This is a genomic window from Citrobacter telavivensis (genome assembly GCF_041807075.1).
GTDB lineage: Bacteria > Pseudomonadota > Gammaproteobacteria > Enterobacterales > Enterobacteriaceae > Citrobacter_A > Citrobacter_A telavivensis.
Window position 1 is genome coordinate 683,703 of sequence record NZ_JBGUBF010000001.1, and the last position, 20,724, is coordinate 704,426.

A 20,724-nucleotide genomic window follows, 5' to 3' on the forward strand; every position below is an offset into this window, starting at 1 on the left:
ATTTATTCCTTTTTTACAGGCGCCTTAAATTGAGGGGTTAAGTGCTTTGTGAATGCATCAAGTTTGTTATTTTCATTGGAAAATATATATTTTTTGGCATTTGCTACGTTGCCAGTGCTAATCATATCCGAAATGTTAAAAAATGGCGTTTCTGGCGCGTCGTTTTTATCCTTGTAACTAATATGCAATGGTTGGTTTGTGAATATTAAAGCGAAGCGAGGAGAAATAGTAAAAATACAACCACTACTGAATATTTTATCATTATTTAAAAATAAGAAAGGATTATCACATGATATGATTGAGTCATCATTCAATGCTTTATGTATGTATACTTTGATGCTTGATTCGCTTCCTAAGGACAAAAAAGGAAAGGCTAAATATCTATGAACTTTCTTATATACATTGATGATTTCCTTTTTTTTCTCTGCCGAGGACTCCGATAAAAACTTACTGCTATCCTTAAAGAGTAAGAGAATCGTTCGCCAATCATTTCTTGAAATAATGCTTCCCATGCTTGAGAAATTAGATGTGTTTTCCCTAAGTATCTCCTTTATTAGTTTTGAGCCTTCTTTTAATTTTGGTTTTTGGCGAGACTCATAAAATGAATCCATGCTTTCCAATCTATAGCATAAAAATCTTGAGATGAAGAAAACTAAATTTCTAAGATCATAAGCATCTATTTCATAAATACGTGTAAATGAAGTAATGGTTTCATGTTTTTGTTTTTTGATGGTTTTAAATGGATTGTTCTTTTTAACAAAGTAATGCAACCCTCTGTAGCTATAAAGGCGGGCCTTTAAATAATGAAATTCTGAAATTATTTTGACGAAATCAGGATAGGTTTTCTCTAGTCCGTTGAAACAATCTTCGATCATGTTATCTTTTTGACCATCAATTTCAACAGTATGTCTTAGTTGTTCTCCGCATATATTGGTGGCGTTGAGGGGGACAATTCTCTTTCTAACTTGATCTTTTGATGCATCTATTTTAACAAAGCCTGAAACGGTATTTTTTCCTTTGAAATCATTTGACTTAAATTGTCTAATATACGTTGCAGGTAAATAGTGTTGATATAATTGAAAGCTTCCGTTGGACATGTTTCTTCCTTTTTTTGTGAGCAAACGACTTAACTAAAATGTAAATCTCATTCCGAAAAAACTAAGTAGGGGTGGCACTGATAGTCGTCGACATTACATAAATTTGTATCACTAATCACACAGTTCGTAAAACTCTTTTATACAGATTTTTAGTGTAAAAATTGTCTCATGAATGCACAACTCACAGAAATCATGCGCCTTATCACCAACCTGATCCGCACCGGAACTGTCACGGAAGTGGACCGGGTTAACTGGCTGTGCCGGGTGAAAACGGGCGACCTTGAAACCAACTGGATTAACTGGCTGGCTTGCCGTGCCGGGAAATCACGTACTTGGTGGAAGCCGTCTGTGGGTGAGCAGGTTGTACTGTTCAGCCTGGGCGGCAATCTGGAAACTGCCTTTGCCCTGCCTGCCGTCTACTCAAACCAGTTTCCGCCCCCGTCAGATTCAGAGGACGGCAACGTGACGGCGTATGACGACGGTGGCTGGTTTGAATACGAACCCGCCACCGGACGCTGGCACGTCAAAGGTATCAAATCCATGGTGATCGAGGCGGCGGACAATATCACCCTCAAAACCGGTGAGTTTGTGGTGGAGGCTGACACCACGCGCATTAACAGCGAGGTGGTGATCAATGGTGGCGTTACACAGGGCGGCGGCGCGATGAGTTCCAACGGGATCGTGGTGGATGACCATGAGCATACCGGTGTTGCGAAGGGTGGTGCAAATACTGGAGGTCCGGTATGACGCTGTACATCGGCATGAACCAGAAAGACGGGCAGAGCATTACAGACACTGACCATCTGCGCCAGTCAGTGCGGGATATTCTGCTGACACCGCAGGGCAGCCGGATTGCCCGCAGGGAGTACGGTTCCCTGCTGTCTGCCCTGATTGACCAGCCGCAGAACCCGGCGCTGCGCCTGCAGGTCATGTCTGCGGTCTATGTGGCCCTGAATCGCTGGGAGCCACGGCTTACGCTGGATTCCATCATCATCAGCAGCAATTTTGACGGCTCCATGGTGGTTGAGCTTACCGGGCAGCGCAACAACGGCGCGCCGATTTTCCTTTCGGTATCTACAGGAGCAGACAATGGCAGTAATTGACCTTTCCCAACTGCCCGCGCCGCAGATAGTGGATGTGCCGGATTTTGAGTCGCTGCTGGCTGAGCGCAAGGCCGCTTTTGTGGCCCTTTATCCGGCTGATGAGCAGGACGCGGTACGGCGCACGCTGGCGCTGGAATCTGAACCCGTCACCAAGCTGCTGCAGGAAAGCACCTACCGCGAAATCCTGCTGCACCAGCGTATCAACGAGGCTGCGCAGGCGGTGATGGTGGCCTATTCGATGGGAAATGATCTTGAGCAGTTGGCAGCAAACTGCAACGTGAAACGCCTGACGGTAGTGCCTGCTGATAACGAGGCGGTACCGCCGGTCGCAGCAGTAATGGAGGACGATGAGGCGCTGCGACAGCGCATACCTGCTGCATTTGAGGGGCTGTCGGTTGCTGGCCCGACGGGAGCCTATGAATTTCACGCCAGAAGCGCGGACGGGCGCGTGGCGGATGCCAGCGCAACCAGCCCGGCACCGGCGGAGGTGGTGCTTACCGTTCTGAGCCGTGAGGGTGACGGTTCGGCTGGGGCTGATCTGCTGGCGGTGGTGGAGCAGGCGCTTAACAGCGAGAGCGTGCGTCCCGTGGCAGATCGACTGACAGTGCGCAGCGCCGAAATTATTCCGTACAGCGTGGATGCGACGATCTTTCTTTATCCGGGGCCGGAAGCTGAGCCGGTGATGGCGGCGGCAAAAGCCAGCCTGCAGAAGTATATCGCCAGTCAGACGCGGCTGGGCCGTGATATCCGTCGCAGCGCGATTTATGCTGCGCTGCATGTCGAGGGCGTTCAGCGTGTGGAGTTGGCATCACCGCTGGAAGACGTTGTGCTGGATAAGACGCAGGCGGCGTCATGTACGGAATGGAGCGTAACCAACGGGGGCACGGATGAATAGTCTGCTGCCGCCAGGTTCATCGCAGCTTGAACGCCGACTGGCGCAGACCTGCAGCGGTATTTCCGATCTGCAGGTATCGCTGCGCGACCTGTGGAACCCGGCAACGTGTCCGGTCAGGTTTCTGCCGTATCTGGCGTGGGCGTTTTCCGTTGACCGCTGGGATGAAAGCTGGACAGAGAGCGTAAAGCGCCGTGTGGTGCAGGATGCTTTCTATATCCATCAGCATAAGGGGACAACCAGCGCAGTGCGGCGCGTGGTGGAGCCGTTCGGCTTCTTGATCCGCATCATTGAGTGGTGGCAGACCGGCGAGACGCCGGGGACATTCCGCCTGGACATTGGTGTACAGGACCAGGGCATCACGGAAGAAACCTATCTGGAACTTGAGCGGCTGATCGGTGATGCCAAACCGTGCAGCCGTCACCTGATCGGCATGTCCATCAACCTGCAGACCAGTGGGCCGTATTTTATGGGGGCTGCCACTTACACCGGCGAAGAAATCACGATCTACCCGTATATCAACGAAACCATTATTTCCGGCGGCGCCGCTTATGAGGGCGGGGCGGTCCATGTTATTGATACAATGAGAGTGAATCCATGAGCGCAACATTTTACACCCTGCTGACGGATATCGGGGCGGCGAAACTGGCAAGCGCCGCCGCGCTCGGTGTACCGCTGAAAATTACCCATATGGCAGTTGGCGACGGTGGTGGCGTATTACCCACACCAAGCGCGCAGCAGACCGCGTTAGTTGCTGAAAAACGACGCGCAGCGCTGAATATGCTGTATATCGATCCGCAAAACAGTAGCCAGATTATTGCTGAGCAGGTGATCCCCGAAACGGAAGGCGGTTGGTGGATTCGTGAGGTAGGTCTGTTTGATGAGACTGGCGCACTGATTGCCGTGGGAAACTGCCCGGAGAGCTACAAGCCGCAGCTCGCGGAGGGGAGCGGGCGCACGCAGACCGTGCGCATGGTGCTGATTACCAGCAGCACCGATAATATCACCCTGAAAATTGACCCTGCAGTAGTGCTGGCAACTCGCAAGTATGTGGATGACAAGGTGCTGGAGCTAAAAGTGTATGTGGATGACCTGATGGCTAAGCATATCGCCGCTAACGATCCCCATACGCAGTATGCGCCGAAAGCCAGCCCGACATTCACCGGCACGCCAAAAGCGCCGACGGCGGCTGCAGGCAATAATTCCACGCAGCTTGCAACCACCGCTTTTGTGCAGATTGCGATAGCGGCGCTTGTGGATTCATCACCGGGCGTACTGGATACACTGAATGAGCTGGCTAAGGCATTAGGAAATGATCCCAACTTCGCGACCACCATGACCAATGCGCTTGCCGGGAAAATGGATAAATCAGCAAATGGTGCTGATATCGCCGACATTTCCGCGTTTCTGAATAATCTTGGTCTGGGGGCAGGTTCCGCTCTGCCGGTTGGTGTTCCTGTTCCGTGGCCTATTGCGGCAGCACCCGCTGGTTGGCTTAAATGCAATGGTGCATCCTTTACGGCAGCGCAGTATCCAAAACTTGCCCTGGCTTACCCCGCACTCAAAGTACCAGATTTGCGCGGAGAATTTATCCGTGGCTGGGATGACGGGCGTGGCGTGGACTCTGGGCGAACTCTTAATTCATGGCAGGATAGTGATAATAAAACACATGCCCATGATGAAGATTATTCATACGGTGGTGGAGGTGCAGGTGGAGAAAACGGAACTATGTCCGCATTCGCTAAAAAGTACTGTACGGTGAACGATGGTTATAAAGAGCGCCCTGCTGGCGGTTGGCTTCAGGCATCTGCCGGGCTTCACTCTAGGGCATCAGGAGGGATTGAAGCACGTCCGAGAAACATTGCATTTAACTACATCGTGAGGGCCGCATAATGCAAAGTGCAGTGTTAGAAAATGGGTTTGCTGTCGTGGCGGGGGACATTGTTGTTTTTAACTATGACGGCTTAACGCGGGAGTTTTTGTCTCAGTCAACCGAGTATCTTCCGGTGGGTGTCGGTATTCCAGCAAATGCCTGCACAGACGAACCACTGGCAGCAAAAAGCGGTCATGTTGTTTGCCGAAACACTCAACTGACCGGATGGGAATATCTGCCAGATCATCGCGGCGAAACTGTCTGGAATGTCAAAACCGGGGCAGAACAGCAAATTACCGTGCCGGGCGATTATCCTGCTGATACCACTATCTACCCGCCATCGACACCGTATGATAAATGGAACGGAGAACGCTGGGTAACAGATGAAGTGGAGAAAGCTGCGGCAGACATTGCTGAAGCGACAGCAACAAAAGCAGCACTTATCAAAAGTGCCGCTGAGAAAATAGAGCCGCTGCAGGATGCAGTCGAGCTGGATATGGCAACCAACGAAGAAAAGAGCCGCTATGATGCCTGGCGAAAATACCGCGTATTGCTGACGCGCGTGGATACCGCGTTAGCCCCAGATATTGACTGGCCTGAACCTCCCAAAGATTAATCCCGTCCCCGCACCTGCGGGGATTTTTTTACCCCTTCCATTGTGCCATTCACCACACATAGCCCGGTGCGTGCGCCGCGTGCATATCACCCAGAACATAGGCAGACACCCTGTAAACCGGAGAGACTGCCTTATGGCTCAGGACTACCACCACGGCGTGCGCGTCGTTGAGGTTAACGACGGCACACGCCCTATCAGAACAGTAAGCACGGCAGTTGTCGGTCTTGTTTGTACCGGCGACGATGCCGATCCCGCAACATTTCCACTTAATAAACCGGTCCTGCTGACCGATGTGCTGACCGCCAGCGGTAAAGCTGGCGAGTCCGGCACGCTGGCGCGTTCACTGGATGCGATCGCAGACCAGGCAAACCCCGTGGCCGTAGTTGTGCGGGTGGCACAGGGCGAAACCGAAGCGGAAACCACCTCAAACATTATCGGCGGCGTGAGTGCTGACGGTAAAAAAACAGGTATGAAAGCACTGCTTTCGGCGCAGGCGCAGCTCGAGGTCAAGCCGCGCATTCTCGGTGTGCCAGGGCATGACACGCAGGCGGTTGCTACGGAACTGCTGAGCGTGGCACAGAGTCTGCGTGGATTTGCCTACCTGTCCGCTTACGGCTGCAAAACGGTGGAAGAAGCTATCGCCTACCGGGAAAATTTCAGCCAGCGAGAGGGGATGCTGATCTGGCCTGATTTCATCAATTTTGACACTGTACTGAGTGCGGATGCGACGGCTTACGCCTCCGCCCGTGCGCTCGGCCTGCGCGCCAAAATTGACGAGCAGACTGGATGGCACAAAACCCTGTCCAACGTGGGCGTGAACGGCGTCACCGGCATTTCCGCAGATGTGTTCTGGGATCTGCAGGACCCTGCAACCGATGCAGGACTGCTGAACCAGAACGACGTCACCACGCTTATCCGCAAAGACGGCTTTCGCTTCTGGGGTTCCCGTTGCCTCAGTGACGATCCGCTGTTTGCTTTTGAAAACTACACCCGCACGGCGCAGGTGCTGGCTGACACCATCGCAGAGGGGCACATGTGGGCAGTGGATAAACCACTTAACCCGTCACTGGCTCGCGACATCATCGAAGGTATCCGCGCCAAACTGCGCAGCCTGGTGAATCAGGGGTATCTCATCGGGGCTGACTGCTGGCTGGATGAGTCCGTGAACGATAAAGACTCCCTGAAAGCCGGAAAACTCACCATCGACTACGACTACACGCCGGTGCCACCGCTTGAAAACCTGATGCTGCGCCAGCGCATCACCGATCGCTATCTGGTGGATTTCGCCAGCCGCGTAGCTGCATAAGGGGAAATCATGGCTTTACCACGTAAGTTAAAACACCTGAACCTGTTCAACGACGGGAACAACTGGCAGGGGATTGTTGAGTCTCTGACCCTGCCGAAATTTACCCGCAAGTTTGAGAAGTATCGCGGCGGCGGTATGCCGGGCGCGGTGGACGTGGACATGGGGCTGGATGACGGCGCACTGGACACGGAATTTTCAATCGGCGGCACCGAACTGCTGTTATTCAAGCAGATGGGCAAGGCAACCGTTGACGGAATCCAGCTGCGTTTCACCGGCTCCATTCAGCGTGACGATACAGGCGAAGTGCAGGCCGTTGAGCTGGTTGTGCGCGGGCGTCATAAAGAAGTGGATTCCGGCGAGTGGAAAACCGGAGAAAGTAGCTCCACCAAAGTCAGCAGCACCAACAGCTACGCGAAGTTAACCATTAACGGTGAGGTGCTCTATGAGGTCGATCTGGTCAACATGGTTGAAATCGTTGATGGCGTGGACCTGATGGAAGCACACCGTAACGCCCTCGGCCTCTGATTAACCTTAACGGCGCGGGCATCCGCGCCAGTATTTCATTAGCAGGAAACGAACATGAGCGACAAGCTGACTGAAAGGACCGTGCAACTGGATACCCCGATCAAGCGCGGTAAAACTGAAATCACCGAAATTGTGCTGCGCAAACCGCAGTCCGGCGCACTGCGCGGGACACGCCTGCAGGCAATCATGGATATGGATGTGGGCGCGATGATGACCGTTATCCCGCGTATTTCCACCCCGACACTGACCGCGCAGGAAATGGCAGAACTGGACCCCGCCGATCTCACCGCGTTGTCGGTAGAGGTGGTGACTTTTTTGTTGAAGAAGTCGGTGCTTGCCGGTTTACCGACAGCCTGACGGTTGATGATCTGGTGGCAGACATTGCCACCATTTTTCACTGGTCGCCGTCCATCACTGACGTTATGCCGCTGACTGATGTGCTGGAGTGGCGGTACAAAGCGATTCAGAGAAGCGGGGCCAGCGATGAGTGACAATAACCTGCGTCTGCAGGTGATTCTGAATGCGGTTGATAAAATCACCCGTCCATTCCGGGCCGCGCAGACCAGCTCAAAAGAGCTGGCTGCCGCTATCCAGCAAAGCCGTACCCGGCTGAAAGAATTAGATACGCAGGCGGGTAAGATTGACGGTTTCCGCAAAGCCAGTACGCAACTGGCTGTCACGGGCAACAGCCTGAAAGCCGCACGTGAAGAAGCGGCAAAACTCGCCACGCAGTTTTCCGCCACTAATCGCCCGACGGCGGCACAGACGAGACTGCTTGAGCAGGCAAAAAGCCGTGTCACTGAGCTGCAGAGTAAATATAACGGGCTTCGCCAGTCAGTACAGCGTCAGCGTCTGGCGCTGAATGAAGCCGGGCTGGATACAAAGAAACTCAGCAGTGCGCAGCGGGAACTGCGACAGAATGCCGATGAAACAAGACAGGCGCTGGACCGTCAGCAGAAATCCCTGAAACATCTGGGTGAACAGCAGGCCAGAATGAATGCTGCCCGTGATCAATATTCCAGAAGTCTGGAAGTACGGGATCGCATTGCCGGGGCAGGAGCGAGCACTACCGCCGCCGGGGTGGCAATGGGGGCGCCTGTGGTGGCTGCAGTTAAAAGCTATTCAAGCATTGAAGATGCCATGAAAGGTGTGGCAAAGCAGATGAATGGTCTGCGTGATGATAGCGGCAACCGTACCAGACAATATTATGACATGCAGGATGCCATTAAGGCTGCCAGCGAAGAGTTGCCGATGGAAAACGGTGCCATTGATTATGCCGCGCTGGTTGAGGGCGGCGCACGTATGGGCGTGACCAACCAGGACGATCCTTACGAGGACCAGAAACGTGACCTGCTGGCCTTTGCCTCCACAGCGGCAAAAGCCGCAACGGCCTTTGAGCTGCCCGCCGATGAACTGGCGGAAGGGCTGGGGAAAATTGCGCAGCTGTATAAAGTGCCAACCCGCAATATTGAACAACTGGGCGATGCACTGAACTACCTGGACGATAACGCCATGTCAAAGGGCGGGGATATCATCGACGTGCTGCAGCGTATGGGCGGCGTGGCTGATCGCCTGGACTATCGAAAAGCGGCAGCACTTGGTTCCACATTCCTGTCACTTGGTGCCGCACCGGAAATAGCTGCGAGTGCCTCTAATGCTATGGTGCGTGAACTGTCCATTGCGACAATGCAGAGTAAGCGCTTCTTTGAGGGCATGGATCTGCTGAAACTTAATCCGGCAGAGATTGAAAAGCAGATGACCACCGATGCCATGGGCACTATTCAGCGCGTTCTGGAGAAGGTCAACAATCTGCCGCAGGATAAACGCCTGTCAGCGATGACGATGATTTTTGGTAAAGAGTTTGGCGATGATGCAGCAAAACTGGCTAACAACCTGCCGGAGCTGCAGCGCCAGCTGAAACTCACATCCGGCAGTAACGCAAACGGCTCAATGCAGAAAGAATCGGACATCAACAAAGATTCATTGTCTGCTCAGTGGCTGCTGGTTAAGACGGGCGCGCAAAACGCTTTCAGTAGTCTGGGCGAAACGCTGCGTGAGCCTCTGATGGCGATCATGGGAACGGTAAAGCAGGTCACGGGAATATTTCGCCGCTGGGTTGAGGAAAACCCGAAGCTGGCAGGTGGGTTGCTGAAAGTTGTTGCGGGCATTGCATCTGTTGCAGCGGTGCTGGGGACAATGATGCTGGCAGTGTCAGTGGTGCTTGGCCCTCTTGCATTGATGCGCCTGCAGTTCTCTGTCCTGGGTATCAAAGGAGGAAGTGCCTTTGGTCTGATCAGCAAGGCCATCGGCAGTGTTGGTAAGGGGATTATGTGGCTGGGCCGCCTGATGTTCGCAAACCCCATACTGGCTGTGATTGGCCTGATTGCGATGGGGGCAGTCTATATCTGGCAGAACTGGGACACGCTGGGACCGAAGTTCAAAGCTATGTGGGATGCAGTTTGCGTTGCCACGACTGCTGCGTGGGAATGGATTAAACAGGCTGTCAGTAATGCCTGGGAAGGCATCAAATTTCTGTTTTTCAACTACACCCTGCCAGGGTTGATTGCCAAAAACTGGGACGCCATCAGGGCCGGAGTGTCTGACGCATGGGCCAGTATCAGACAGACCATCAGTGATAAATGGAATGCGATTCTGGCTGATGTTGCGGCGCTCCCGGCAAAATTCCAGGCGATGGGGAGCGCAATCATTGACAGTATTCTGGACGGGATTAACGCCAGATGGGAGGCGCTCAAAAGCAAGATTTCCTCTGTTACCGATTATCTGCCTGACTGGATGACCGGTAATAACACGTCGGGTAAAACACAGATACAGATAACGGGTGGCGCTGCTGCTGTTTCTTATGCTGGCATGTACGACAGCGGCGGCGTTATTCCGCGTGGGCAGTTTGGCATAGTGGGCGAGAATGGTCCGGAGATTGTGAACGGTCCGGCAAATGTAACCAGCCGGCGGCGTACTGCAGCACTGGCTTCCATTGTTGCCGGAGTCATGGGGGTTGCTGCAACATCGGCAGAGGCGTCACCGCTTCATCCGTTCAGCCTCCCGGCGCGGGCATACCAGACGCAGTCCGCTAAGACAGATATCCAACCCTCAGTTATCCGCTATGAGATAAACGCGCCCATTTATATCACTGCCCAGCCGGGGCAGAGTGCGCAGGATATTGCGCGCGAAGTGGCGCGGCAGCTTGATGAGCGCGAGCGCAAAGCCAGGGCTAAAGCACGCAGTAATTTCAGTGATCAAGGGGGATATGAATCATGATGATGGTGCTGGGGTTATATGTCTTCATGTTGCGTACCGTGCCGTATCAGGAGCTGCAGTATCAGCGCAGCTGGCGACACGCAACCAACAGCCGGGTGAACCGGCGACCATCAACGCAGTTTCTTGGCCCGGATAATGACTCGCTGACATTATCTGGCGTACTGCTGCCGGAGGTCACCGGGGGCAGGCTGTCATTACTGGCGCTGGAGTTGATGGCAGAGCAGGGCAAAGCCTGGCCTCTGATTGAAGGCAGTGGAACCATTTACGGTATGTTTGTGATCGAGAGCCTGAATCAGACAAAAACGGAATTTTTTGAAAGCGGAATGCCCAGGCGCATTGAGTTTACGATTACCCTCAAGCGGGTTGATGAGTCGCTGTCTGACATGTTCGGGAACCTGAGTGACCAGCTCAGCAACCTGCAGGATTCTGCAGCCTCTGCGATTGGGGGAATTAAAAACACGGCTGGAGGGTTGCTGCAGTGAATTTTAATTCTGATCTCCTGAACCTTAACAGCAAAAGCCCGGCTTTCAGTATCACCATTGAAGGTAAGGACGTGACAACCGCGCTGGATGCGCGCCTGATGAGTCTGACGCTCACCGATAACCGGGGTTTTGAAGCGGACCAGCTTGATCTGGAGCTGGACGACGCCGACGGGCAGATCGTTCTGCCGCGACGTGGTGCCGTTATTCAGTTGGCGCTGGGATGGAAGGGCCAGCCGCTTTTCCCTAAAGGGGCTTTTACCGTAGATGAAATTGAACACAGCGGTGCACCTGACCGACTGACCATCCGGGCGCGTAGCGCAGATTTCCGTGAAACCCTCAATACACGGCGCGAAAAGTCATGGCACCAGACAAGCGTTGGCGATGTGGTAAAGGAAATCGCAGTACGGCATAACCTCAAAATGGCGTTGGGTAAAGACCTGACGGATAAGACGCTGGAACATCTGGACCAGACCAATGAAAGCGATGCCAGTTTCCTGATGAAGCTGGCGCGCCAGTATGGGGCGATTGCTTCCGTGAAGGATGGAAACCTGTTGTTTATCCGGCAGGGGCAGGGAAGGACGGCGAGCGGTAAGCCGCTGCCGGTAATCACCATTGAGCGTAAGGCCGGTGACGGTCATCGTTTTACCCTGGCTGATCGTGGCGCGTATACGGGTGTTATTGCCAGTTGGCTGCATACCCGTGAACCAAAGAAGAAAGAAACAACACAGGTAAAGCGCCATCGAAAGAAAACCACCACACCTAAAGAGTCGGAAGCAAAACAGGGAGATTATCTGGTGGGAACGGATGAAAACGTGCTGGTTCTTAATTGCACCTATGCCAACCGGAACAATGCAGAGCGTGCAGCAAAAATGCAGTGGGAACGTCTGCAGCGCGGGGTTGCATCATTTTCCCTGCAGCTCGCTGAGGGCCGGGCAGATCTCTACACCGAAATGCCCGTAAAGGTGAGCGGCTTTAAGCAGCCTATTGATGATGCTGAATGGACCATTACAACCTTGACGCATACGGTCAGCCCCGATAGCGGCTTTACCACCAGTCTGGAACTTGAGGTGAGAATAGATGAGTTCGAAATTGAATGATTAGTTCCAAATTGAGAGCAATGGTGTATCATTATTGCGAACTGGTTAAGAGTGAGGGCCGTGCGAAATGATGAATTGTCCAATGTGCGGGCAGGCCGCGCATACACGTAGTAGCTTTCAGGTTTCCAGTGAAACCAAAGAACGCTACAACCAGTGCACTAACATCGAATGCGGGCATACCTTCGTGACGCACGAAACGTTTGTCCGTTCAGTGTGCCGTCCACAAAAAATCAGCGCTGCACCACCTCATCCGAAAGGGATGCAGGAACAATTAGCTTACTGATATTGCCCCGCCGCTGGCGTAATAGGGTTCTCAGTACTGAACTGGATTACGTAGTGGCGGATTTCATATGTGGCTTATTCCGCCGGGACAGCTTGCTTCACCATTTCTGCAACTACACTCCTGCTAAATCCTGTTTCATCTGCAATTTCCATTAATTTGGCTTCTGCCATGGCTTTGCTGCGCATTGCTGAAAGGATAGGTTTAAAGGCGTGGTTGTTTCCCTGAAGGTTTAAGGGCAGCGAAATACTGGAAATTAACGTTTCTTCCAGCACCCAGGGTTCTTCATCTGCTACCCAATACACCCTGGCATTCTTTTCCATCCACTGGTCCAGCCATTGTTCGCCTGGATGGGTAAATGTAGTCCTTTTTCCCGAGCCAACCCGACGGAGCGGGAAATTGCTTTCCGTCGCCAGTAAAACTCCGAGCGTGCGTCTGAGTGTTGAGCCTTCGGCGTTTCCGCTATAGTGGGTTTTGATGCGCTGTCGAAGATTGGCGCGGCTATTCGGTTTGCCTTTTTTATCAGGTGAAATACCGACATAGAGCAGTGTGTATCCATTCTGAGTTATGCAACCCTCAGTTGGCACGCCGGAGGGGATCTCTTTGAACCACCAGAAATAAATCCCATTCACAGCAGGAACAGGTGTGGGGCGACTCATGACATCTGTTCTGCTGAATGTTTTGTCTGGATAAAAATTAAACACTCATATTCTCCGCGCTGATTCATCCTGATATTTTATGGGATCATCAACTGGGAATGCTTGATTTACATAGGGGGAATGATGAGTTTGAGAGTCACGACACAGAAGGTGGATACCTGGAAGAAGCGCATTCAGCGAGACGGTTTGAAAGGTTCTACTTACTTTTGCCACAAGGGTGGGACTGTATGGGTCACTGCATCAAGTGATCATCAGGCTATCTGTCAGAAAATTTTAGGGAAGGATTCAGGAACAAGTTCTTTGTCGAGTTATTTGTGCTGGGACGATGTCGGCGCGGTTGCTTTGGTTGAGTTGTTGTACGCGATTGAAACGGCATAAAGCAAAGACTTATGCCCGCTCGGTAAAAGCGCTGCCGCCATTTTGTCGCCATCAGGCTCAAAGGTGGTTCGTAACTTACTGATTAGAAAGACCCCGAAATTCAGGCAACAAAAAACCCATCAACCTTGAACCAAAACGGCGGGGTTGATGGGCTCCACAAATTGGGGACATCAAAGAAAAGCAGTGGCAATAGTTATGACTGACGCCTTGAGGAAAAGTTCTACGTATCTGCAAAAAATTTTCGCTTAAGGGGCAACTTCAGTTTTATCCTAAGCCTGGCCAGATGATGATGATGAGTGTCCCTGCCAGCGTCAGCAGTACGTTGGCTATCGCGTAGGTGCCTGCGTAACCGAGTGCTGGAATGTTGCTGCGCGCGGTATCGCTGATGATTTCCATCGCTGGCGCACAGGTTCGTGCTCCCATCATGGCACCAAAAAGAAGTGCCCGGTTCATGCGCAGAACATAGGCACCGAACAGGAAGCAAATGATCACCGGCACCAGACTGACGACCAGCCCGGCAATCAGCATCTGACCGCCGATCGCCCCCAGACCATGGCCGATGCCGCTGCCCGCGCTGAGGCCAACGCCCGCCATAAAGACCATCAGGCCGAACTCTTTCACCATATTCAGCGCGCCCTGCGGGATGTAACCAAACGTGGGATGGTTGGCTCGCAGGAAGCCCAGCATGATCCCGGCGAACAGCAACCCTGCCGCATTACCAATGCCGAAACTGAAGTTGCTGAACTGGAAGGTGATCATGCCGATCATCAGACCAATAATGAAGAATGCGCAGAAGGCCAGCAGATCGGTCACCTGGCTGTGAATTGAGATAAAGCCGATACGGTCTGCGATTGTTTTCACGCGACGCGCGTCGCCGCTGACCTGCAATACGTCGCCTTTATTGAGTACCACGTTGTCATCGATTGGCATTTCAATCTGCGAACGAATCACGCGGTTCAGGAAGCAGCCGTGGTCGGTGAGCTTCAGTTGGGCAAGACGGCGTCCCACTGCATTGTGGTTTTTCACCACGATCTCTTCCGTAACGATCCGCATGTCGAGCAGGTCGCGGTCGAAGACCTCTTTGCCGTTACGAAAGCTGGGGTCGAGACGGGCATGGGCATCCGGATAACCGACGAGCGCAATCTCATCGCCCATTTGCAATACCGCATCGCCATCCGGGTTTGCCAGAATACCATTGCGCCGGATGCGTTCAATATAGCAACCGGTCGCGCGGTAAATGCCAAGCTCACGCAGGTTTTTTCCGTCGGTCCAGGCCACCAGTTCAGGACCGACACGGTAAGCGCGAATGACCGGCAGGTACACCTTCCGGTTCGTGTCGGTGTCCAGACCGCGTTCACGGGCAATCTGCTGGGCGCTGGTTTGCAGATCCTGATGTTGTAATTTAGGCAGATAGCGTGCGCCGACGATCAGACTGACCAGACCAATCAGGTAAGTTAGCGCATAGCCCAGACTCAGGTTATCCAGCGCCCGGGAAAGCTGTGCACTTTCCATCCCAAAATGACGTAGCGTATCGCCAGCACCGACCAGAACCGGGGTGGACGTCATTGAGCCAGCCAGCATACCGGCCGTTAGGCCGATGTCCCAGCCAAACAGCTTACCCAGCCCCAGGGCGATCAGCAGCGCACTGCCGACCATTACCAGAGCCAGCATCAGGTAATTTTTCCCATCCCGAAAAAAAATGGAAAAAAAGTTAGGACCCGCTTCGACGCCGACACAAAAAATAAACAGCATGAAGCCCAGATTTAGTGCATCGGTGTTAATAGTGAAATGCTGTTGCCCTAATAAGAGAGAGACGACTAAAACGCCAATGGAATTACCCAGTTGGACAGAACCCAGGCGCAATTTACCGAGACACAGGCCAAGAGCCAGTACAACAAATAATAACAGGATGTAATTCCCATTTAACAAATCGGCGACGTTTATATTCACGGAGGCTAACTTCTTGTTTACGAGTAAGCTGTTGAAAGAAATAGTAATTTGGGCTACTGTTTTTGCCATCAATTAAGGGGATTGTGACATATCCACACCCCGAATATAAGCAACACAACAATATATTTGGCTAGTTTAATCTCATTACGTATCAACGGCTATAAGAATCGTGTTGGCGTATTTTAGCACGGAATGCTGAACGGCTTTATCTGACTGGACGCCATTGGCGAAAAGTGTGCTTGATAGAGACAGTGTCAGGAGAAATGATTGAAATATAAACATGGTTGGGCAAGCGCGGTCTGCTGCTTTGTGCTCTTTGTGGTCGTCTGCCTTTCACTGGCAATGCACATGAGGGGGGCATTCCGGGCAACCGGGCATCCAGAAATGGGGCTACTGTTTTTTACGTTGCCAGGTGCGGTGGCCAGCTACTGCTCTCAACGTCGGGAAATAGTCAAACCGCTTCTCGGTGCGATGGTTGCAGCGCCTTGTTGCCTGCTACTCATGCGGTTTTTCTTTACGCCCACTCGCTCGCTGTGGCAGGAGATGGCATGGTTATTCAGTGCGGTGTTCTGGTGTGCGCTGGGTGCCTTGTGTTTCCTGTTCATCAGCAGTCTGTTCAGACCGCGGTAGCGTAAAAGTAACGAACGCCCTCCTGAGAGGGCGTTTTTGCATCTGTCACTGCGGTTAAGCAAACAGATTCATATTCTCTTTCGCCCAGGCTTCAAAATCGGTACAACCGCCAATGTGTTTCTGATCAACAAAAATCTGCGGTACGGTTTCAACCGGTTTGCCAACGGTCTTTTCCAGATCCGCTTTGGTGATACCTTCCGCGTGGATGTCGATGTAGCGATAGTTGAAATCTTCGTGCTCGTTGCTCAGTTTCTCTGCCAGTTCTTTTGCGCGAACACAGTAAGGGCAACCCGGGCGACCAAAAATAACGGTGAACATTGTAGTCTCTCTCCTCGAACTCAAAGCCTGACGGCGAATGACTGCTATGATGACGCCAATCGTCAGCCTTGAACAGTAGGTTGCACCTTTTACTTCAATACATTTAGTCTATATCTGTTAAACACATTCACGCTGAACGCCTTACACTATGTCTCACAAAAGAGGGCTTCCTGTGCGTACGATTGGCGCGTTACCGAAAAGTATATTGATCCTGGAAATAGTGGGGATGGTGCTTCTGGCGCTGGCTTTGCTGTCGCTGAACCACTACCTGACACTACCCGCACCGTTTAACACCTCGCTCGCGGTCGTTGTCATGCTTTTTCTGGGTGTACTGTTGATGATCCCCGCCGCGCTGGCGTTCGCCTGGCAAGTTGCGCAGCGGCTCGCGCCACAGTTGATGAAGCCCCCATCCGATTCATCCCATTCAGACAGAGAAAAAGAGAATGACTCCAACCATTAACCTTCTGCGTCATCACCGTTCGATTCGTCATTTCACCGATCAACCGATTACGTCTGAACAGCGAGAGGCGATTCTGGCCGCCGCTCAGGCGACGTCCAGCTCCAGTTTTTTGCAGTGCACGTCAATAATTCGTATTACGGATCCGGCGCTACGTGACGCGTTGGTGCCATTAACCGGGGGGCAGCAGCACGTCGCGCAGGCTGCTGAGTTTTGGGTCTTCTGCGCGGATTTCAATCGCCATCTGCAGATTTGCCCTGAAGCGCAATTAGGTCTTGCCGAGCAGCTGCTGCTGGGGGTGGTGGATACCGCGATGATGGCGCAAAACGCGCTGACGGCGGCGGAATCGCTGGGGCTGGGCGGTGTCTATATCGGTGGGCTGCGCAATAACATCGAAGCCGTCACTGAATTGCTGGCGCTGCCAAAACACGTATTGCCGCTGTTTGGGCTGTGTCTGGGCTGGCCTGCCGATAATCCGGATCTGAAGCCGCGCCTGCCTGCGGCGATTGTGATGCATGAGAACCACTATCAGCCGCTCGACACAGACGCGCTGGCAAACTATGACGAACAGCTCGCGCAATATTATCTCAGCCGCGGCAGTAATAATCGCCGTGACACCTGGAGCGATCATATTCGCCGCACGCTGATTAAGGAAAATCGTCCCTTTATCCTGGAATATTTGCATAAACAGGGTTGGGCCACGCGCTAAAAATTCCGCCGCTGTGTATGATACTCGGGATTTTTTTGATCGGGTTATGCAGAGAGGTGCAGGGTGAAAATTGCCATATTGTCCCGGGATGGAACGCTCTACTCGTGTAAGCGCTTGCGTGAAGCCGCGATGAAGCGTGGCCATCTGGTCGAAATACTCGATCCGCTTTCTTGCTATATGAACATCAATCCGGCTGCGTCCTCGATTCACTATAAAGGACGCAAGTTGCCTCATTTTGATGCCGTCATCCCGCGTATCGGCTCTGCTATCACCTTTTATGGCACGGCGGCGCTGCGCCAGTTTGAGATGTTGGGTAGCTATCCGCTAAATGAATCCGTGGCGATTACCCGCGCGCGCGATAAACTGCGCTCGTTGCAGTTGCTGGCGCGGCAGGGCATCGATCTCCCGATTACCGGCATTGCGCACTCGCCCGATGACACCAGCGATTTGATCGATATGGTCGGCGGTGCGCCGCTGGTGGTGAAGCTGGTGGAAGGAACGCAGGGGATTGGCGTGGTGTTAGCAGAAACCCGTCAGGCCGCTGAGAGTGTCGTGGATGCCTTTCGGGGGCTTAACGCCCATATTCTGGTGCAGGAATATATTCAAGAGGCCAAAGGTCGCGATATTCGCTGCCTGGTGGTGGGTGACGAGGTAGTCGCTGCCATTGAGCGACGGGCGAAGGACGGCGATTTTCGCTCTAATCTTCATCGCGGCGGCGTGGCCTGCATTGCCAACATTACCCCCCGTGAGCGAGAGATTGCGATAAAAGCCGCACAGACGATGGCGCTTGACGTCGCCGGTGTCGATATTTTACGCGCCGAGCGCGGCCCGCTGGTGATGGAAGTGAATGCGTCTCCGGGTCTGGAAGGGATCGAAAAAACCACCGGCATCGACATCGCCGGGCGGATGATTCAGTGGATCGAACGCCACGCGACGGCTGAATTTTGTCTCAAAACGGGCGGCTAGTCTTAATATCGCCGATGATCGTGGAATGACGAACGCTTTTTGCGTAAGCTGTGCCGGTATTTTTTCATCGTAAGAGGTAGCACATTATTATGACAGAATTGGTCGTTCCCACTCTGGATACGTTGCGGCAATGGCTCGACGACCTGGGCATGAGTTTTTTTGAATGTGATACCTGTCAGGCACTGCATTTACCTCACATGCAAAATTTTGACGGCATCTATGATGCAAAATTAGATCTCGTCGACAATACGCTGCTGTTTTCTGCGATGGCGGAAGTGAGGCCTTCTGCGTTACTGCCACTGGCGGCGGATCTGTCTGCCATTAATGCCAGTTCCCTCACCGTAAAAGCGTTTCTGGATATGCAGGATGATAATCTGCCAAAGCTGGTGGTTTGCCAGTCTTTATCCGTTATGCAGGGGGTGACTTACGCGCAGTTTGAATGGTTCGTACGCCAGAGCGAAGAGCAGATATCCATGGTCATTCTGGAAGCAGGCGCGCACCAGATGCTGTTTACCGCCGAAGAAGACACGCAAAAAAGTAACGCTGAGAACCATTTTCTTCACTGATTTCAACTTGAAGTCTGACCGTATAGCGCAGTCGCTGCCAGAGCGGCTGCGGTTTACGTTCTTTTATTCTGCATTTAACCTTTCTTTAAAGAATTATTCACCTCCTTTCCCGCCGTTTCGCTTTATCACATAGACATAAATTGCATAAAAAATTGATAAAAGGCGTTTTTTAATCTGGGCTATAGCCTGAAACCCTGGCTAAAGTTATTCTTGCGAAGCTTAATTACAGCGAGCAATAACGGTCGGGGGAGCGTCCACTCTTCCTGGTTTTTGCCGAATGACAAACTATGCACGTTTCTTGCATAGCATTGAGTGCAACTTTTTGGTTCGTTTGTTAACGAACTTTGATAAGGAAAGAGATTATGACCGCCTTAAATAAAAAATGGCTATCGGGTCTGGTTGCGGGTGCTCTGATGGCCGTCTCTGTCGGCACGCTCGCTGCGGAACAAAAAACACTCCATATCTATAACTGGTCTGATTATATAGCGCCGGATACGGTGGCTAATTTTGAGAAAGAGACCGGTATCAAAGTGGTCTATGACGTCTTTGACTCCAACGAAGTACTGGAAGGCAAACTGATGGCCGGCAGCACCGGTTTTGACCTGGTGGTGCCTTCCGCGAGCTTCCTTGAGCGTCAGTTGACGGCAGGTGTCTTTCAGCCGCTGGATAAGAGCAAACTACCGGGCTGGAAAAACCTCGATCCGGAACTGCTGAAACTGGTCGCCAAACATGACCCGGACAATAAATTCGCCATGCCGTATATGTGGGCGACCACCGGTATTGGCTATAACGTCGATAAAGTGAAAGCGGTACTCGGTGCTGATGCGCCCATCAACAGTTGGGATCTGGTGCTGAAGCCGGAAAATCTCGAAAAGCTGAAGAGCTGCGGTGTCTCTTTCCTCGATGCGCCGGAAGAGGTGTTTGCTACCGTGCTGAACTATCTGGGTAAAGATCCGAACAGCACCAAAGCGGACGATTACACGGGGCCTGCCACCGATCTGCTGCTTAAGCTGCGTCCGAATATCCGTTACTTCCACTCCTCGCAATACATCAACGACCTGGCTAACGGCGATACCTGCGTGGCGATTGGCTGGGCAGGGGATGTCTGGCAGGCGGCTAATCGGGCGAAAGAGGCGAAAAATGGCGTCAATATCTCCTTCTCAATTCCGAAGGAAGGGGCGATGGCCTTCTTTGACGTCTTCGCGATGCCGGCAGATGCCAAAAATAAAGACGAGGCCTATCAGTTCCTCAACTATCTGCTGCGCCCGGACGTGATTGCCCATATCTCTGACCACGTGTTCTACGCCAATGCTAACAAAGAGGCGACGGCGTTGGTGAGCCCTGAAGTGCGTGATAATCCAGGCATTTATCCGCCAGCCGACGTGCGCGCGAAAATGTTTACCCTGAAAGTTCAGGATCCGAAGATTGACCGCGTCCGTACGCGTGCCTGGACCAAGGTGAAGAGCGGTAAATAATCCGCCGTTGAAGCGCCGGGTATGCGCTGCGCTGCCCGGCAAAACGCACCTTTTGGGTGCGTTTGCACC

At 52.6% G+C, this 20,724-nt stretch carries 24 protein-coding genes; 20 read left to right on the forward strand and 4 right to left on the reverse strand.

Translation table 11 applies throughout. From position 1 onward, the window contains the following. Window positions 1–2: 2 nt before the first annotated feature. Entirely contained in the window at window positions 3–1,097 is a 1,095-nt protein-coding gene (locus tag ACERJC_RS03210; RefSeq protein WP_373671010.1) for a DUF4238 domain-containing protein, read from the reverse strand. Window positions 1,098–1,265: 168 nt separating this feature from the next. Here ACERJC_RS03210 and ACERJC_RS03215 point away from each other — a divergent pair, with 168 nt between their 5' ends. The 14 genes from ACERJC_RS03215 (at window position 1,266) to ACERJC_RS03280 (ending at window position 12,550) form a co-directional block, all read left to right on the forward strand. Beyond that, window positions 1,266–1,844: a phage baseplate assembly protein V gene (locus ACERJC_RS03215; protein WP_373671011.1), complete on the forward strand. Its 579-nt coding sequence runs from the start codon at window positions 1,266–1,268 to the stop codon at window positions 1,842–1,844. Beyond that, window positions 1,841–2,200: a GPW/gp25 family protein gene (locus ACERJC_RS03220; RefSeq protein WP_373671012.1), complete on the forward strand. Its 360-nt coding sequence runs from the start codon at window positions 1,841–1,843 to the stop codon at window positions 2,198–2,200. The genes ACERJC_RS03215 and ACERJC_RS03220 overlap by 4 nt, the downstream gene beginning before the upstream one ends. Further along, window positions 2,187–3,095: a baseplate assembly protein gene (locus ACERJC_RS03225; RefSeq protein ID WP_373671013.1), complete on the forward strand. Its 909-nt coding sequence runs from the start codon at window positions 2,187–2,189 to the stop codon at window positions 3,093–3,095. Before ACERJC_RS03220 ends, ACERJC_RS03225 begins: the two co-directional genes overlap by 14 nt. Beyond that, window positions 3,088–3,693: a phage tail protein I gene (locus ACERJC_RS03230; RefSeq protein WP_373671014.1), complete on the forward strand. Its 606-nt coding sequence runs from the start codon at window positions 3,088–3,090 to the stop codon at window positions 3,691–3,693. The genes ACERJC_RS03225 and ACERJC_RS03230 overlap by 8 nt, the downstream gene beginning before the upstream one ends. Next, on the forward strand, window positions 3,690–4,985 hold the full coding sequence (locus ACERJC_RS03235) for a phage tail-collar fiber domain-containing protein (protein WP_373671015.1): 1,296 nt from the start codon (window positions 3,690–3,692) through the stop codon (window positions 4,983–4,985). Before ACERJC_RS03230 ends, ACERJC_RS03235 begins: the two co-directional genes overlap by 4 nt. Beyond that, window positions 4,985–5,581: a tail fiber assembly protein gene (locus ACERJC_RS03240; protein WP_373671016.1), complete on the forward strand. Its 597-nt coding sequence runs from the start codon at window positions 4,985–4,987 to the stop codon at window positions 5,579–5,581. Before ACERJC_RS03235 ends, ACERJC_RS03240 begins: the two co-directional genes overlap by 1 nt. A 133-nt stretch (window positions 5,582–5,714) precedes the next feature. Next, window positions 5,715–6,887, forward strand: a complete 1,173-nt coding sequence (locus ACERJC_RS03245) for a phage tail sheath protein (RefSeq protein WP_373671017.1) — start codon at window positions 5,715–5,717, stop codon at window positions 6,885–6,887. Between the two features lie 9 nt (window positions 6,888–6,896). Continuing rightward, window positions 6,897–7,412 carry a phage major tail tube protein gene (locus tag ACERJC_RS03250; protein ID WP_288217423.1) on the forward strand — a complete coding sequence of 172 codons (516 nt, stop codon included), beginning with the start codon at window positions 6,897–6,899 and terminating at the stop codon, window positions 7,410–7,412. Window positions 7,413–7,466: 54 nt separating this feature from the next. After that, on the forward strand, window positions 7,467–7,769 hold the full coding sequence (locus ACERJC_RS03255) for a phage tail assembly protein (RefSeq protein ID WP_060773291.1): 303 nt from the start codon (window positions 7,467–7,469) through the stop codon (window positions 7,767–7,769). A gap of 14 nt (window positions 7,770–7,783) precedes the next feature. Continuing rightward, on the forward strand, window positions 7,784–7,903 hold the full coding sequence (locus ACERJC_RS03260) for a GpE family phage tail protein (protein ID WP_194694065.1): 120 nt from the start codon (window positions 7,784–7,786) through the stop codon (window positions 7,901–7,903). Continuing rightward, window positions 7,896–10,688: a phage tail tape measure protein gene (locus ACERJC_RS03265; protein ID WP_373671018.1), complete on the forward strand. Its 2,793-nt coding sequence runs from the start codon at window positions 7,896–7,898 to the stop codon at window positions 10,686–10,688. The genes ACERJC_RS03260 and ACERJC_RS03265 overlap by 8 nt, the downstream gene beginning before the upstream one ends. Beyond that, on the forward strand, window positions 10,685–11,170 hold the full coding sequence (locus ACERJC_RS03270) for a phage tail protein (RefSeq protein WP_373671019.1): 486 nt from the start codon (window positions 10,685–10,687) through the stop codon (window positions 11,168–11,170). Before ACERJC_RS03265 ends, ACERJC_RS03270 begins: the two co-directional genes overlap by 4 nt. Next, window positions 11,167–12,267 carry a phage late control D family protein gene (locus ACERJC_RS03275; RefSeq protein ID WP_373671020.1) on the forward strand — a complete coding sequence of 367 codons (1,101 nt, stop codon included), beginning with the start codon at window positions 11,167–11,169 and terminating at the stop codon, window positions 12,265–12,267. The genes ACERJC_RS03270 and ACERJC_RS03275 overlap by 4 nt, the downstream gene beginning before the upstream one ends. Before the next feature lie 67 nt (window positions 12,268–12,334). Further along, on the forward strand, window positions 12,335–12,550 hold the full coding sequence (locus ACERJC_RS03280) for an ogr/Delta-like zinc finger family protein (RefSeq protein ID WP_012016760.1): 216 nt from the start codon (window positions 12,335–12,337) through the stop codon (window positions 12,548–12,550). A 74-nt stretch (window positions 12,551–12,624) separates the two neighbouring features. Here the strand turns inward: ACERJC_RS03280 and ACERJC_RS03285 are convergent, their stop codons facing one another. Together ACERJC_RS03285 and ACERJC_RS03290 are read right to left on the reverse strand one after the other, a co-directional pair. Beyond that, window positions 12,625–13,251 carry a GIY-YIG nuclease family protein gene (locus tag ACERJC_RS03285; protein WP_311048141.1) on the reverse strand — a complete coding sequence of 209 codons (627 nt, stop codon included), beginning with the start codon at window positions 13,249–13,251 and terminating at the stop codon, window positions 12,625–12,627. A 597-nt stretch (window positions 13,252–13,848) separates the two neighbouring features. After that, window positions 13,849–15,534 carry an aspartate:alanine antiporter gene (locus ACERJC_RS03290; protein WP_046477790.1) on the reverse strand — a complete coding sequence of 562 codons (1,686 nt, stop codon included), beginning with the start codon at window positions 15,532–15,534 and terminating at the stop codon, window positions 13,849–13,851. Window positions 15,535–15,801: 267 nt separating this feature from the next. On the opposite strand from ACERJC_RS03290, the gene ACERJC_RS03295 reads away from it, so the two are divergent. Continuing rightward, entirely contained in the window at window positions 15,802–16,164 is a 363-nt protein-coding gene (locus tag ACERJC_RS03295) for an inner membrane protein YbjM (RefSeq protein ID WP_152405308.1), read from the forward strand. A gap of 54 nt (window positions 16,165–16,218) precedes the next feature. Here the strand turns inward: ACERJC_RS03295 and ACERJC_RS03300 are convergent, their stop codons facing one another. After that, a complete protein-coding gene (locus tag ACERJC_RS03300; protein ID WP_046477794.1) occupies window positions 16,219–16,482 on the reverse strand; it encodes a GrxA family glutaredoxin in 264 nt (87 codons plus the stop codon). A 172-nt stretch (window positions 16,483–16,654) separates the two neighbouring features. Between ACERJC_RS03300 and ACERJC_RS03305 the strand changes: the two genes are divergently transcribed. The 5 genes from ACERJC_RS03305 to potF all read left to right on the forward strand — a co-directional run bounded on the left by ACERJC_RS03305 (window position 16,655) and on the right by potF (window position 20,655). After that, the gene (locus tag ACERJC_RS03305) at window positions 16,655–16,942 is read left to right on the forward strand and encodes a DUF1418 family protein (RefSeq protein ID WP_373671021.1); all 288 of its coding nucleotides are present in this window, start codon (window positions 16,655–16,657) and stop codon (window positions 16,940–16,942) included. After that, complete coding sequence (gene nfsA / locus ACERJC_RS03310; RefSeq protein ID WP_373671022.1) at window positions 16,926–17,648, forward strand: nitroreductase NfsA; 723 nt, start codon at window positions 16,926–16,928, stop codon at window positions 17,646–17,648. The genes ACERJC_RS03305 and nfsA overlap by 17 nt, the downstream gene beginning before the upstream one ends. Before the next feature lie 63 nt (window positions 17,649–17,711). Then, complete coding sequence (gene rimK, locus ACERJC_RS03315; protein ID WP_046477799.1) at window positions 17,712–18,614, forward strand: 30S ribosomal protein S6--L-glutamate ligase; 903 nt, start codon at window positions 17,712–17,714, stop codon at window positions 18,612–18,614. Between the two features lie 89 nt (window positions 18,615–18,703). Beyond that, the gene (locus ACERJC_RS03320; RefSeq protein ID WP_373671023.1) at window positions 18,704–19,180 is read left to right on the forward strand and encodes a type III secretion system chaperone family protein; all 477 of its coding nucleotides are present in this window, start codon (window positions 18,704–18,706) and stop codon (window positions 19,178–19,180) included. A gap of 362 nt (window positions 19,181–19,542) precedes the next feature. Next, on the forward strand, window positions 19,543–20,655 hold the full coding sequence (potF, locus tag ACERJC_RS03325) for a spermidine/putrescine ABC transporter substrate-binding protein PotF (protein WP_373671024.1): 1,113 nt from the start codon (window positions 19,543–19,545) through the stop codon (window positions 20,653–20,655). Window positions 20,656–20,724: the final 69 nt, after the last annotated feature.

Excerpts from the sequence above, each read along its gene's own strand:
- ACERJC_RS03320 (WP_373671023.1), top strand. The coding sequence starts at position 18,704 with ATGACAGAATTGGTCGTTCCCACTCTGGATACGTTGCGGCAATGGCTC.
- ACERJC_RS03245 (WP_373671017.1), top strand. The coding sequence starts at position 5,715 with ATGGCTCAGGACTACCACCACGGCGTGCGCGTCGTTGAGGTTAACGAC.
- ACERJC_RS03280 (WP_012016760.1), top strand. The coding sequence starts at position 12,335 with ATGATGAATTGTCCAATGTGCGGGCAGGCCGCGCATACACGTAGTAGC.
- ACERJC_RS03255 (WP_060773291.1), top strand. The coding sequence starts at position 7,467 with ATGAGCGACAAGCTGACTGAAAGGACCGTGCAACTGGATACCCCGATC.
- ACERJC_RS03300 (WP_046477794.1), bottom strand. The coding sequence starts at position 16,482 with ATGTTCACCGTTATTTTTGGTCGCCCGGGTTGCCCTTACTGTGTTCGC.
- ACERJC_RS03225 (WP_373671013.1), top strand. The coding sequence starts at position 2,187 with ATGGCAGTAATTGACCTTTCCCAACTGCCCGCGCCGCAGATAGTGGAT.
- ACERJC_RS03270 (WP_373671019.1), top strand. The coding sequence starts at position 10,685 with ATGATGATGGTGCTGGGGTTATATGTCTTCATGTTGCGTACCGTGCCG.
- potF (WP_373671024.1), top strand. The coding sequence starts at position 19,543 with ATGACCGCCTTAAATAAAAAATGGCTATCGGGTCTGGTTGCGGGTGCT.
- ACERJC_RS03250 (WP_288217423.1), top strand. The coding sequence starts at position 6,897 with ATGGCTTTACCACGTAAGTTAAAACACCTGAACCTGTTCAACGACGGG.
- ACERJC_RS03265 (WP_373671018.1), top strand. The coding sequence starts at position 7,896 with ATGAGTGACAATAACCTGCGTCTGCAGGTGATTCTGAATGCGGTTGAT.
- ACERJC_RS03230 (WP_373671014.1), top strand. The coding sequence starts at position 3,088 with ATGAATAGTCTGCTGCCGCCAGGTTCATCGCAGCTTGAACGCCGACTG.
- ACERJC_RS03235 (WP_373671015.1), top strand. The coding sequence starts at position 3,690 with ATGAGCGCAACATTTTACACCCTGCTGACGGATATCGGGGCGGCGAAA.
- ACERJC_RS03240 (WP_373671016.1), top strand. The coding sequence starts at position 4,985 with ATGCAAAGTGCAGTGTTAGAAAATGGGTTTGCTGTCGTGGCGGGGGAC.
- ACERJC_RS03220 (WP_373671012.1), top strand. The coding sequence starts at position 1,841 with ATGACGCTGTACATCGGCATGAACCAGAAAGACGGGCAGAGCATTACA.
- ACERJC_RS03215 (WP_373671011.1), top strand. The coding sequence starts at position 1,266 with ATGAATGCACAACTCACAGAAATCATGCGCCTTATCACCAACCTGATC.
- ACERJC_RS03210 (WP_373671010.1), bottom strand. The coding sequence starts at position 1,097 with ATGTCCAACGGAAGCTTTCAATTATATCAACACTATTTACCTGCAACG.
- nfsA (WP_373671022.1), top strand. The coding sequence starts at position 16,926 with ATGACTCCAACCATTAACCTTCTGCGTCATCACCGTTCGATTCGTCAT.